This is a genomic window from Variovorax sp. GW822-FHT04A09 (genome assembly GCF_058801005.1).
The window spans coordinates 277,441-290,336 of sequence record NZ_JBXAMV010000003.1 but is presented as its reverse complement, the minus strand read 5'-3'; the positions used below and the strand labels follow the sequence as shown (position 1 = coordinate 290,336).

Sequence of the window (12,896 nt, the reverse complement as noted above, 5' to 3'; positions counted from 1 at the left end):
CCGTTGTCGCATGCGCACCCCCACGGGGTGCCGCGCCGCGCGCCCGATTTCCCGTTTCGTTTTCACCATCCAGTCCTCGAAGGAAAGAGTTCGCCATGACCGCCACCTACACCGACACCCGCCTGCTGATCGACGGCCAATGGGTCGACGCCGCCGACGGCAAGACGCTCGACGTGCTGAACCCCGCCACCGGCAAGGCCATCGGCAAGGTGGCGCACGCCAGCATCGTCGACCTCGACCGTGCCCTGGCCGCCGCCCAGCGCGGCTTCGAAGCCTGGCGCGACACGCCCGCCAACGAGCGCGCCGCCGTGATGCGTCGCGCCGCCGGCCTGATCCGCGAACGCGCCCTGGACATCGCCAAGCTGCTGACGCAGGAACAAGGCAAGCCGCTGGGCGAGGCCAAGGTCGAAATGATGGCCGCCGCCGACATCATCGAGTGGTTCGCCGACGAAGGCCGCCGCGTGTACGGCCGCATCGTGCCCTCGCGCAACCTGGCCGCGCAGCAGCTGGTCATCAAGGAGCCGGTCGGCCCCGTCGCGGCCTTCACGCCGTGGAACTTCCCCGTCAACCAGATCGTGCGCAAGCTCGGCGCCGCGCTGGCCACCGGCTGCTCCTTCCTGGTGAAGGCGCCCGAGGAAACCCCGGCCTCGCCGGCCGCGCTGCTCAAGGCTTTCGTCGACGCCGGCATTCCGGGCGGCGTGGTGGGCCTGGTGTTCGGCAACCCGGGCGAGATCTCGAGCTACCTCATCGCGCATCCGATCATCCGCAAGGTCACCTTCACCGGCTCGACCCCGGTGGGCAAGCAGCTGGCCGCACTGGCCGGTTCGCACATGAAGCGCGTCACGATGGAACTGGGCGGTCACGCCCCGGTGATCGTGGCCGAAGACGCCGACGTGGCGCTGGCCGTCAAGGCCGCCGGTGCCGCCAAGTTCCGCAACGCGGGCCAGGTCTGCATCTCGCCGACCCGGTTCCTGGTGCACAACAGCCTGCGCCATGAGTTCGCGAGCCTGCTGGTCAAGCACGCCGAAGGCCTGAAGATGGGCGATGGCCTGGTCGAAGGCACCAACCTCGGCCCGCTGGCCAACGCCCGCCGCCTCACGGCCATGGCCCATGTGCTGGAAGACGCGCGCAAGAAGGGCGCCACGGTCGCGACCGGCGGCGAACGTGTCGGCGACACCGGCAACTTCTTCGCGCCCACCGTCATCACCGACGTGCCGCTGGACGCCGACGTGTTCAACAACGAACCCTTCGGCCCCATCGCCGCCATCCGCGGTTTCGACACGCTCGAAGAAGCCATCACCGAAGCCAACCGCCTGCCGTTCGGCCTGGCCGGCTATGCCTTCACCAAGTCGATCAAGAGCGCGCACCTGCTGAGCCAGAAGCTCGAGCTCGGCATGCTGTGGATCAACCAGCCCGCCACGCCTTCGCCGGAAATGCCGTTCGGCGGCGTGAAGGATTCGGGCTACGGTTCGGAAGGTGGCCCGGAGGCAATCGAGGCCTACCTGAACACCAAGGCGGTGTCGATCCTCGGCGTCTAACTAATCTTCGGCGGAGGCGTTCCAGAACGCCTGCTGGACGCCTTCCAGCGTTTCCAGCTCCGCGATCACCTGGTCGAGCTCTTCGGGCTCGACCGCGGTGGCATACAGCGTTGCTGCAATCTCCGTGTCGGCCTGCCCGAAGGCGTGCTGGTCGATGTCGCGCACCGGGTAGTTCGCGGCTTCCAGCTGCACCAGCAGCTGGTCCATCACCTCGGGCCGCGCCGCGCGTGAGCAGATCACGCGCACCGTGTAGGTGGCCTCGCTCGATTCCTCGTGCACCGGGCGGCGGTTGATGCGGTTCACCACCGGCCGCAGCAGCGTGTTGCTCGCCAGCACGAAGAGCGCGGCGATCAATGCTTCGCCCAGCAGATCGGCGCCCGCGCAGGCGCCCACCGCGGCCGATCCCCACAGCGTGGCGGCCGTGTTCAGGCCCGTGATGTTGGCGCCTTCCTTCATGATCGCGCCGGCACCCAGAAAGCCGATGCCCGAGACCACGTAGGCGACCACGCGCACCGCGCCGTCGGGGCCGCCCAGGCGGGCCGCCATGTCGACGAACACGGCGGCGCCCACGGCCACCAGCGTGTTGGTGCGCAGCCCCGCGGTGCGCTGGCGCACCTGGCGCTCGAAGCCGATCAGCGAGCCCAGCAGAAAGGCTGCGCCCACGCTGACCAGGGTGTCCAGCAGCGAAGGCAGGTTGATGTGGCGAATGGCTTCCATGCGTGATCCTCCTGATCCTCTGTGTGCGAAGCAGGGTAGCGGCCTTGTGTGACAGCCGCGACCCTGCGTCCGCCGGGTGGTTCTTGTCTTACTGCCAGCCGTACTTGCGCGCGTACCAGCCCTTCACGGCCTGCGTCAGCGTGGCGTAGCCGACGAGCATCAGCACCAGCCACGGGAAGTACGCGAGCGGCAGCGCCTGCAGCTTGAAGTAGTGCGCCAGCGGTCCCATCGGCAGCCAGATGCCGACCGCAGCAATGGCCGCGCCCATCGCCAGCAGTGGCCAGGCCGCGCGGCTTTGCAGGAACGGAATCTTGCGGGTGCGGATCAGGTGCACGATCAGCGTCTGCGACAGCAGGCCCTCGATGAACCAGCCCGACTGGAACAGCGTCTGGTGCTCCACCGAGTTGGCCGCGAACACGAACCACATCACGGTGTAGGTCAGGATGTCGAACACCGAGCTCAGCGGCCCGAAGAACACCATGAAGCGGCCCAGGTCGGCCGGGTTCCAGCGCTGCGGCGTCTTCAGGAACTCCTCGTCCACGTTGTCGAACGGGATCGCGATCTGCGACACGTCGTACAGCAGGTTCTGCACCAGCAGGTGCAGCGGCAGCATCGGCAAAAAGGGCAGGAACGCACTGGCCACCAGCACCGAGAACACGTTGCCGAAGTTCGAGCTGGCCGTGATCTTGATGTACTTGAGCATGTTGGCGAAGGTGCGGCGGCCCTCGACCACGCCTTGCTCCAGCACCATCAGGCTCTTCTCCAGCAGGATGATGTCGGCCGATTCCTTGGCCACGTCCACCGCACCGTCCACCGAGATGCCGATGTCGGCGGCGCGCAGCGCGGGCGCGTCGTTGATGCCGTCGCCCATGAAGCCGACCACGTGGCCGTTGGCATGCAGCGCCTGCACGATGCGTTCCTTGTGCGCGGGCGTGAGCTTGGCGAACACCTGGCGCATTTCCACCACCTGCCGCAGCTCGGCCTCGTTCATGCGCTCGACCTCGTGGCCCAGCACCATGCGCCCGGCGTCGATGCCGACGTCGCCGCAGACCTTGCGCGTGACCAGTTCGTTGTCGCCGGTCAGCACCTTCACCGCCACGCCGTGCGCGGCCAGCGCCTGCAGCGCGGGCGCGGTCGATTCCTTCGGCGGATCGAGAAAGGCCACGTAGCCCAGCAGCGTGAGCCCGGCTTCGTCGGCCACGCCGTAGGCCGGCTTGCGCGCGTCGGCGTGCAGCGTGCGGCTGGCCACGGCCACCACGCGCAGGCCCTGGGCATTGAGCTCCGAGGCCACGCGGTGGATGCGCGCCATCACGTCGGCGTCGAGTGCGAGCACCTCGGCACCTCGCTCGACCGAGGTGCACACCGACAGGATCTCTTCGAGCGCGCCCTTGCAGATCAGCAGGTGCTCGTCCTCGCCGTGCGCCACCACCACCGACATGCGACGGCGCGAGAAGTCGAAGGGCACCTCGTCGACCTTGCGCCAGCTTGTCTGCAGCTGCGTGTCGAGCTGCACCTCGGCGTGGCTGAGCACGGCCTTGTCGAGCAGGTTCTTCAGCCCCGTCTGGTGAAAGCTGTTGAGGTAGGCCTGCTGCAGCACGTGGTCGGAGTCTTCGCCCCAGGCGTTGGTGTGGCGTTCGAGCACGATGCGGTCCTGCGTGAGCGTGCCGGTCTTGTCGGTGCACAGCACGTCCATCGCGCCGAAGTTGTGAATGGCCTCGAGCCGCTTCACGATCACCTTGCGGCGCGACATCACGACCGCGCCCTTGGCCAGCGTGGCCGTCACGATCATCGGCAGCATCTCGGGCGTGAGGCCGACCGCGATCGACAGCGCGAACAGCGCGGCCTCCCACCAGTCGCCCTTGGTCACGCCGTTGATCACCAGCACCAACGGCGCCATCACCAGCATGAAGCGGATCAGCAGCCAGCTCACGCGGTTGATGCCGGCCTGGAAGGCGGTGGTGCCGCGGTCGGTCGAGCTCACGCGTTGCGCCAGCGCGCCGAAGAAGGTGCGTTCGCCCGTGTGCACGATCACGGCCGTGGCGGTGCCGCTGATCACGTTGGTGCCCATGAACAGCAGGTTGTCGCGCTCCAGCACGCCGGCCTGGTGGTCGGCGGCGGTGGCTGCGAACTTCTCCACCGGCATCGATTCGCCGGTGAGTGCCGACTGGCTGATGAACAGGTCTTTCGCCGAGAGCAGGCGCGCGTCGGCCGGGATCATGTCGCCGGCCGACAGCGCGATCACGTCGCCGGGCACGAGGTCGCGCATCGGCACTTCGATGCGTTGCGTGCCGGCGTGCGCGAGGTCGAAGCCGTCGTCACCCGCGCGGCCGGCCTTCTCGCCGGGCGCGGGGCGCAGCACCGTCGAGGTGTTGCTGACCATCGCCTTGAGCCGGTCGGCGGCCTTGTTGGAGCGCGACTCCTGCAGGAAGCGCAGCACGGTCGACAGCAGCACCATGCTGCCGATCACCACCGTGGCCTTCGTGTCCTCGGTGACGTACGAGACCAGCGCCAGCACCGTCAGCAGCAGGTTGAAGGGGTTGCGGTAGCACTGCCACAGGTGGTTCCACCACGGCAGCGGCTGCTCGTGGCGCACCTCGTTGCTGCCCAGCCGCTTGCGCAGCGCCAGCGCGTGCGCTTCGGTGAGGCCTTGCGACGAGCTGTTCATGCGCACCAGCACCTCGCCCGCGTCGGTGTGCGAGGCGGCGGCCAGCGCCTTGGCGATCTCGGCCGGCATCGCGGCCGAGCCCAGGCTGCTGGGCTTGGCGCTCAGCAGCGTCTGCCAGCGCTCGAAGTGATGCCGCATATGGCGGCTGCGCAGGAAGCTTTCGAAAAAGGACTTCAGGACGTTCTTCATGTTTTTCTCCTGTGTGAGGGCGCTCAGCGAGCGAACGCCCAGGTGAGGCCCAGCGTCCAGCCGCGCGGGCCGTCGTGGCGCAGGTCGCGTGCGTGGCTGAGGTCGACGTTGACCGACGGGGTGGCCGTCCAGCGCAGGCCGGCGCGCCAGGCGTTGCGCCCGCCTTCGCGGAAGCGCTCGGCCACGAGCGACAGCGCGGGCAGGGCGGCCCATTCGAGCGCCGCGCCCGAGTGGCTGGTGCTCGGCTGCGCGCGATGGAAGTCGCGGCCCAGGTTCAGGTGGGCGCGCCAGGCGTCGTCGAACTGCCAGGTGACGGGGATCACCACGCTGCTGTCGGTAAGGCGCAGCGAGGCGTGGCCGGCATCGCTGCGTTGCCACGTGGCCGAGGCGAGCACGCCGGTGCTCAGCGTGTCGGTGAGCGCGAAGGCCCACTTGATCTGCGGGCCGGCGCGCACGGTGCGGCCATCGGCGCCGCGCTCGCGTTCGAGGTTCAGGCCCAGCTCGATGGGGCCGACACGGCAGGCCGGGCCGAGGTGCACGAGGCGCTGGCCGGCCCAGGTTTCGATCTGGCACTGGCCCGGATCGAGGATGGCGGCGTCGTCCACCGAGTGGTGTCCGCCGGCGGCGTGGGTCTGCGTGGCGGCCAGGCCGCAAAGGGTGGCCAGCCAGGCGCGGCTTGGCGCGGGGCGGCGGGGGGCCAAGGGGCGGGCGGTGGAACGGGCGGCCGTGGCCGTCCGCACGACACGCCGCAGGCGTTCGCGGGTCATGGGCGTTTCTCCTTCGGGTGCGGCGCGCCGCGAAGGAAGGAAACGCCCGTGACGACTTGCTTAATTACTCAGCAGTCAGCCGGCGGGGCTCCTCCGCAGCGCGGCAGGCTGCGAGGTGAATGGGGGATCGATCGGGCAGTGAAGGCGGCGCACAGCGGCGCAAGCAAGGGTCCGGGTCCATGAGGGCCTCCTGTTCTGTGGGGGTGGCAGGGGCGGGCTTCAGCGGCGCGTGGTGCCGTGGCCGGGTGGGTCGAGCAGCAGGAAGAAGCTGCGGATGCGGCGCGTGGTCCACAGCGCGGCGGCGCGGTCCAGGGCCTGCTCGTCGTCGACGTGCGGGGCCGGGTTCACGCGCGCGGGCGCACCGGCGTGCGCCGACGGACGACCGTGCGACGGTCGCACCTGCGGATGCAGCGGACGAATTTGAAACTGGCGCATGACAAGGCTCCTTCACGCTGAAGGGCCTCGCGCACGGACGCACGCAAGCTGACTGACAAAGTCAGCGACGAAGAACAACGGGAATCGGTAGGGGGAGCCGCTTGCCCGAGGGGCAAGGGGTTCGCGCTGCGGACACGGCGGCCGCCAGCGCGGGAGCTGCCTGCGCTAGAGGGCCGGGGGTGTCACGCCTGCCGAGGCACGCGTCTTGTCACTGATCCAACTGGCACTGTCCACGCACGGGGCTCCGAAATGATGATTTCCGGATTGTTGCACCGCATCATTGGCAGCGTCAACCCTTGGCATGAAGCAACAGGCTGCGTCGGGGCTGCGTGGCGTGGAGCCGGGCCTCGTTCGCGCTGCGTTCGATAGGGGCCGGAAACCAGCGGAAGATGTTCGAGTCGCTGCGCCAGCCGTTGCTGAAGCGCACGAACAGGAAGCCCGAGATGGCATTGCCCAGGTCGTCCACCGGAATGCCCGCGGCGCGCAGGGCCTCGACCTCTTGCGCGGCACTCATGTCGAAGGGAAGTTTCAGCGTGATGCTCGCGCTGTGAAGACTGGGTCGGGGCATCGTGACCTCCTTTGCACTGACCATGGGCCGTAGTGAAGCGCAAGGAGTTGTGTCAGGCGATACCGAAGATATGGGAGCTGTCCATTGGAGAGGGGGTGCGATTCGCCCTCGCTCCCTCGTGGCATCCCCCGACCGGGGGATGCCAGGGGTAGGGCGGCCTATGCCGAATGCCTGCCCTCTGTGCCTATAGTCGACGCGCATGAAACCAAGCACCCCCGCCATCCTGTTCGTGTGCACCGGCAACATCTGCCGCTCGCCGACCGCGCACGCATTGCTGCTCCACAAGGCGCAGCGCGCAGGCTTCGCGGTGGAGGTCGACAGCGCCGCCATCTCCGACGAGGAGCGCGGCAATCCGCCCGATCCACGCTCGGTGGCCGAGGCACTGCGGCGCGGCATCGCGATGCCCGCGCACCGCGCACGCCAGGTGCATGCGGCCGACTTCGAGCGCTTCGACTGGCTCATCGGCATGACGCAGCAGCACTGCGCCGCATTGCGCCGGCGTGCGCCCGCCGAGGCGGCGCGCAAGGTGCGCCTGCTCTCGGAGTTTGCCGAGGCCATCGGCGGCGACGTGCCCGACCCGTGGTACGGCGGCCACCAGGCCTTCATCGAGGCCTTCGACCTGATTGACCTCGGCGTGGAAGGCCTGCTCACGCAGCTGCGTCGCGACGCGGCCTGAACGGGCAGGCTTTGGGGTTCAGCCCGTGCAGAGCGCGCGGATCGTCGGCGGAATCGGCACCGCGCGGATGCCGCCGCCTTCGCGCTTCGCGGCAAAGATCCGCACCTCTTCGCATTCGAGGATCAGGTCGTCGCCGCGCGTCACGCGGTAGGTCTGCACGAAGCTCTTGTCGCGCCATTCGGTGATGCGCACCGCGATCTGCAGCGTGTCGCCGTAGCTGGCTGCCTTGACGAAGCGCGTGTGCGTGTCGACCAGCGGCGTGCCGATCACGCCGAGGGTCTGGGCCGTTTCTTCCCAGCGCGGCACGCCGCACTCGGCGAAGAAGTGGCGCGAGGCCGCGTCGATCCAGCGGAAGAAGTTGGGAAACCAGACGATGCCGGCCGGGTCGCAGTCGCCGAACTCGACGCGTGCGGTGTAGACGACTTCCTTGCCGGAAGCGTCTTGGGGAGATGGAGTGCTGCTCATCCGTCGATTGTCCCGGCTGCTCAGTCGGCCTTGATGCCGCGCTCGCGGATGAGCGCGCCGAAGCGTTGCGAATCGGCTGCCGCGCGGCGCTGGAAGTCGGCCGGCGTGCCCGGCGCCGGCTCGCCGCCGATGGCCGCGATGCGCTCCTTCACCGCCGGCAGCGCGAGCGCGCGGTTGACCTGCGTGTTGAGCTGCGCCACCACCTCGGGCGGCGTGCCGGCCGGTGCGTAGAAGCCGAACACCGTGTCGGCGTCGAAGCCGCGCAGGCCGGCCTCGTCGAGCGTGGGCACGTCGGGGAACTGCGACGAGCGGTGCGGGCTGCCCACGGCCAGCAGCTTGAGCTTGCCGGCGCGCACCTGGTTCAGGGCAATGCCGGGGTCGAAGGCGTAGTCGATCTGGCCGGCCAGCAGGTCCTGCAAGGCGGGCGCCGCGCCGCGGTAGGGCACGTGCAGCGCGAACAGGCCGGCCTGGCTCTTGAACATTTCGCCTGCCAGGTGCGGCGAGCTGCCGTTGCCCGGCGAGCCGTACGACAGCTTGCCGGGGTTGGCCTTGAGGTAGGCCATGAACGACTTCACGTCGGTCGGCGGCAGGGAAGGGCGCGTGACCAGGAACACCAGCACGCGCGCGGCGGCGGCCACGGGCACCAGGTCCTTCGCGGGGTCGAAGCTCATGCGTGCATACAGGTGCGGGTTCACCGACACCATGCCGCCCGAGCTCATGAGCAGCGTGTAACCGTCGGCCGCCGCGCGCGCCACGGCCTCGCCGCCGACGTTGCCGTTGGCACCGCCGCGGTTCTCGATCACCACGGGCTGCTTCAGCGCTTCCTGCAGCGGCTGCGAGACGGCGCGCGCGAGCTGGTCGGCCGCGCCGCCGGCCGGGAAGTTGACGATCACCTTGATGGGCTTGGAGGGCCAGGTGTCGGCATGCACGGCGGACGCGCACAAGGCGGTGCTGGCCAACGCGAGCGCCAGCAGCAGGCGGCGCGATGAAGCGGGGGTGGATGGGTTCATGGTTCTTTGTCTCCTCAGATCGTGGTCGTTGTCAGATCGTGGTCGTTGTCTTGGGCCGCTTCATCCAGCGGATGGGTTGCGCCTGCACCGGGCGCGGCGCGGCGCCGTGGCGCGTGAGCGCGGCGTCCAGCGCCTTGCCGCCTTCGTCCGCGAGCGCGGCCTCGCGGGCCGCGGCGATCGCCTCGGCGCGCGCGGCGGGCTGCAGCGTGGCGCGGCCCGCGAGCTCGTCGATCACGTGCAGCAGGTTGTGCTTGCCGCGTTCGTTGGTGCTGCCGTAGCCCTTGATGAGCCGGCCGCACAGCGCCAGCTCGCGGCCCAGCGCCCAGTGCGCGCGCGTGCCGGTCTCGACGGCGGCCAGCCAGCGCTCGATCAGCGCCTGCTCTTCGGCAAAACGGCTGCCGCGCCGGCGCAGCCAGGTGAGCGAGGCCAGCACGCGCAGCGAGGCCATGCCCAGCACCGAATGGCTGCCCACCTGCAGCGGCAGCGCCCACGGCGCGCGCCCGCGCGACTGGCGGGCGCGGTCCCAGGCGGTCACGCGGCGCGCGAGCGACGGCGGCAGCAGCGCCGCGAACTCGGGCGCGCCGGGCTTGAAGTGGTCGTAGACCTTCACGAGGTCGTCGTCGCCCGCGCGCACTTCCTGGCGCACGCGCTGCGCACGGCTGGCGCGGCCCTTCAGCGCGGCGACGCGCACGATGTCGTCGAAGGCCATCCACAGCGCCAGCCAGCGCGCCATTTCGCGCGTGACCGCGAAGCCCTGCGCGCCCGACGGGTCGGCGGCGCGCTCGGCCTCGAGCACCCGCGCGAGACGATCGGCGTACAGCGCGGCGTAGGCGCTGTCCTGGTAGTCGCGCACCCGCGCATGGCCGAGCGTGAGCATGTCGTGCACGGCCGGCGGAAAGCGGCGCGCCACGTCGTCGGGCAGGGGCTGCGGCGGCGGGGGCGGGGGCGCGTCGCGCGTGTCGTCGCCGGCCAGCACGCCCTGCACGAAGGCGGCCTGCGCGCGCGGCGCGCGCACGGCCTCGAAGGCGGCGGCAAAGCCGCGCAGGCTGGCCGCGGCCATCTTGCCGAGCTTGTCGGGCGCGGCTTCGTCGCCGCCGCGCACCGCGCGCTCGTAGGCCTCGCGCGGGAATGGGAAGAGGCCGCTGCCCGCGATCGCGCCCAGCATCACGGCACTGACCACCGTGCCGGCCTCGCGCGCCATGGCGCCCATGTCGAGCACGTGGTGCTCGCGGCTGAAGGCCTTGACCACGTCCAGCAGGCGCTGCGCATCGGCACGGCCGTCGCCGGGCACCATGCGCTCGGCCGTGGTGAGCACGCGCGCCGACGAGCTGATGACCAGCGTGCGCAGCGGCGCGCTCATGCCGTTGCCGATCTGGCGCGTGGTCTCCAGCAGCTCCGACGAGACGATCGCGTCGAGCGCGCCCGGCACCGGGCCCAGGCTGAACACCGGGCGCCGGCCGCCCAGCTGCGCCATCGGCACCGGGAACACTTCGAGGTAGTAGGTGGTCGCGCCGGTGCGCTGCGCCACGCCGGGGATCGACGTGCTTTGCGCCGCGTAGCCCGCGTGCCGCGCGGCGTCGACCAGCCATTCGGTGAGCACGCCGCCGCCTTCGCCGCCGAGGGCGCACACGAGCAGGGTGGTGGGACGGTTCTGTTCCATGTCTCGGTTCTTTCTTCTTAGGCGGGCCGCAGGGCGCCGACGATCGCGCTGCGCAGGCCGTGCAGCAGGCGTTCGTGCCACTTCGGGTTCTGCACCACCTCGGCGCGGTAGAAGCTGGGGCACAGCGTGGCCGCGTGTGCGTTGGCGCCGCACAGGCCGCAGCCCACACAGCCGTCGATGACGACGGCCACCGGGTCGACCTTCAGCGGATCGGGGTTGTCCTTGAGCGTGAGCGTGGGGCAGCCCGACAGGCGGATGCAGGCGTGGTCGCCGTTGCACACGTCCTCGTCGACGCCGTACTTCACGCGCACCACGCGCTTGCCTTTTTTCAGCAGGCCGGCGATCCACGGCTTGATGCGGCGCTGCCGCTCGAGCTGGCACTCGCCTTCGGCGATCACCACCTTCAGGCCGTTGAAGTCGCTCGTGAGCGCCTCGGTGAGCGTCTTGCGCATGCGTTCCACGTCGTAGGTGGTGACGGTGCGCATCCACTTCACGCCCAGGCCCGTGAGCGTGGCCTCGATGGTCTGGTTCTTGTCGACCAGGCTCTGCTGCTTGTCGACGGCGCGTTCCTTGATCTCGTCGTCGGGCGTGGAGATGATGTCCTGCGTGCCGGTGGCCGAGGTGTAGCCGTTCTTGAAGATCAGCAGCACCGCGTCGTCGTCGTTGAACAGCGCGCTCTGCACGCCCGTGAGCAGGCCGTTGTGCCAGAAGCCGCCGTCACCCATGATCGACAGCGTGCGCCGGTTCATCATCGGCGCCACGCCCGCGCGGCTGGCCAGGCTCATGCCGTAGCCGAGGATCGAGTGGCCCATCGAGAAGGGCTCGAAGGTGCCGAAGGCATGGCAGCCGATGTCGGCCGCGATGTGCACCGGCCCCGTCTCCTGCTGTGCCAGCTTGAGGGCCGAGAACACCGGCCGCTCGGGGCAGCCCACGCAGAAGCTCGGCGGGCGGTTGGGCAGCGGCGCGTCGAGCCGGCGCGCCACCGCCTCGCGGCGTTCGCGGTTGCCGGCCAGCCAGGCCTGCGCCGACGTGGCGGCTTCGCTCGCGCCGAGGTAGCGCTCGGCAAAGGCCGCGAGGCCGCCCGACAGCACCTCCACGCCGTACTCGCCGGCCTGCGGCAGCAGGTCCTTGCCGTGCAGCGGCGTCTGGATGTCGCGCCGGCGCAGCAAGGTGGCGATGTCCTGCTCGATGTACTCGGGCTGGCCTTCTTCCACCACCAGCACCGCGCGCTTGCCCACGCAGAAGTCGGCCACCTGCTCGGGCACCAGCGGGTAGGTCACGTTGAGCACCAGGATCGGGATGTCGGTGTCGCCGAAGGCATCGGCCAGGCCCTGCTGCTGCAGGCTGCGGATCAACGCGTTGTACAGGCCGCCCTGCACCACGATGCCCAGGTCGGGGTGGCGCCGGCCGGGCATCAGCTCGTTGAGGCCGTTCGCCACGATGTGGCGGCGCGCCGCCGGCATGCGCTCGTCGCCCTTGAGCTTCTCGTGGCGGAAGGTGACGGGCGGGTGCGCCAGGCGCATGTAGTCGAAGCCCGCGGGCTCGTCCATCAGCGCGCGCGTGGACACGGCGGGCGCGATGTTGTCCTTGCAGTCGAAGCTGCCGCGCACGTGGCAGGTGCGGATGCGCAGCTCCATCAGGCAGGGCATGTTCGAGGCCTCCGAGAGCTGGAAGCCCTGCTCGACCATGCGCACCATCACGCCCAGGTCGGGCCGCGGATCGAGCAGGCACATGCTCGACTTGAGCGCGTAGGCGTGCGTGCGCTCCTGGATCACGCTGGCGCCTTCGCCGTAGTCTTCGCCCACCACGATCAGCACGCCGCCGGTCACGCCGGGCGACGACAGGTTGGACAGCGCATCGGCCGCCACGTTGGTGCCGACGATCGACTTCCAGGTCACGGCGCCGCGCAGCGGGTAGTGGATGGACGCGCCGAGCATCGCCGCCGCCGAGGCCTCGTTGGAGCAGGCCTCGACGTGCACGCCCAGCTCGTCCATGTAGGCCTTGCCCTGCACCATCACGTCCAGCAGGTGCGACACCGGCGCGCCCTGGTAGCCGCCGACGTAGGCCACGCCCGACTGCAGCAGGCCCTTGGTGATCGCGAGGATGCCCTCGCCGTGGAAGGTGTCGCCCGCGCCCAGGCGCAGCATTTCCACTTCCTTGCTGAATGAAACTTCCATCGTGTCTCGTGCTTCTTGTCGTGGGGAGA

At 69.9% G+C, this 12,896-nt stretch carries 11 protein-coding genes; 2 read left to right on the top strand and 9 right to left on the bottom strand.

Going from position 1 to position 12,896, the window contains the following annotated elements; translation table 11 throughout:
- Positions 1-95: 95 nt before the first annotated feature.
- Positions 96-1,538, top strand: a complete 1,443-nt coding sequence (locus AC1RLW_RS17835) for an NAD-dependent succinate-semialdehyde dehydrogenase (RefSeq protein ID WP_062480847.1) — start codon at positions 96-98, stop codon at positions 1,536-1,538.
- On the opposite strand, the gene AC1RLW_RS17830 is transcribed toward AC1RLW_RS17835, so the two are convergent.
- From AC1RLW_RS17830 to AC1RLW_RS17810, 5 genes are all read right to left on the bottom strand, one after another.
- Entirely contained in the window at positions 1,539-2,255 is a 717-nt protein-coding gene (locus tag AC1RLW_RS17830; protein ID WP_062480849.1) for an MgtC/SapB family protein, read from the bottom strand.
- Positions 2,256-2,343: 88 nt separating this feature from the next.
- On the bottom strand, positions 2,344-5,109 hold the full coding sequence (mgtA, locus tag AC1RLW_RS17825) for a magnesium-translocating P-type ATPase (RefSeq protein WP_493194256.1): 2,766 nt from the start codon (positions 5,107-5,109) through the stop codon (positions 2,344-2,346).
- A gap of 23 nt (positions 5,110-5,132) precedes the next feature.
- Positions 5,133-5,876 (bottom strand): PA4824 family protein, encoded by a 744-nt coding sequence (locus tag AC1RLW_RS17820; protein WP_493194255.1) that lies wholly within the window; start codon positions 5,874-5,876, stop codon positions 5,133-5,135.
- Positions 5,877-6,095: 219 nt separating this feature from the next.
- On the bottom strand, positions 6,096-6,311 hold the full coding sequence (locus AC1RLW_RS17815; RefSeq protein ID WP_493194254.1) for a hypothetical protein: 216 nt from the start codon (positions 6,309-6,311) through the stop codon (positions 6,096-6,098).
- Positions 6,312-6,600: 289 nt separating this feature from the next.
- Positions 6,601-6,879 carry a hypothetical protein gene (locus AC1RLW_RS17810; RefSeq protein WP_235926727.1) on the bottom strand — a complete coding sequence of 93 codons (279 nt, stop codon included), beginning with the start codon at positions 6,877-6,879 and terminating at the stop codon, positions 6,601-6,603.
- 199 nt (positions 6,880-7,078) lie between these two features.
- Between AC1RLW_RS17810 and AC1RLW_RS17805 the strand changes: the two genes are divergently transcribed.
- Positions 7,079-7,555, top strand: a complete 477-nt coding sequence (locus AC1RLW_RS17805; RefSeq protein WP_493194252.1) for a low molecular weight protein-tyrosine-phosphatase — start codon at positions 7,079-7,081, stop codon at positions 7,553-7,555.
- 18 nt (positions 7,556-7,573) lie between these two features.
- Here the strand turns inward: AC1RLW_RS17805 and AC1RLW_RS17800 are convergent, their stop codons facing one another.
- The 4 genes from AC1RLW_RS17800 to AC1RLW_RS17785 are packed head-to-tail and all read right to left on the bottom strand — an operon-like array spanning position 7,574 to position 12,867.
- Entirely contained in the window at positions 7,574-8,020 is a 447-nt protein-coding gene (locus tag AC1RLW_RS17800) for an acyl-CoA thioesterase (RefSeq protein ID WP_493194250.1), read from the bottom strand.
- A gap of 20 nt (positions 8,021-8,040) precedes the next feature.
- The gene (locus AC1RLW_RS17795; RefSeq protein WP_493194248.1) at positions 8,041-9,030 is read right to left on the bottom strand and encodes a Bug family tripartite tricarboxylate transporter substrate binding protein; all 990 of its coding nucleotides are present in this window, start codon (positions 9,028-9,030) and stop codon (positions 8,041-8,043) included.
- 31 nt (positions 9,031-9,061) lie between these two features.
- Entirely contained in the window at positions 9,062-10,690 is a 1,629-nt protein-coding gene (locus AC1RLW_RS17790; protein WP_493194246.1) for an indolepyruvate oxidoreductase subunit beta family protein, read from the bottom strand.
- A 17-nt stretch (positions 10,691-10,707) separates the two neighbouring features.
- Complete coding sequence (locus tag AC1RLW_RS17785) at positions 10,708-12,867, bottom strand: thiamine pyrophosphate-dependent enzyme (protein ID WP_493194244.1); 2,160 nt, start codon at positions 12,865-12,867, stop codon at positions 10,708-10,710.
- Positions 12,868-12,896 lie beyond the last annotated feature (29 nt).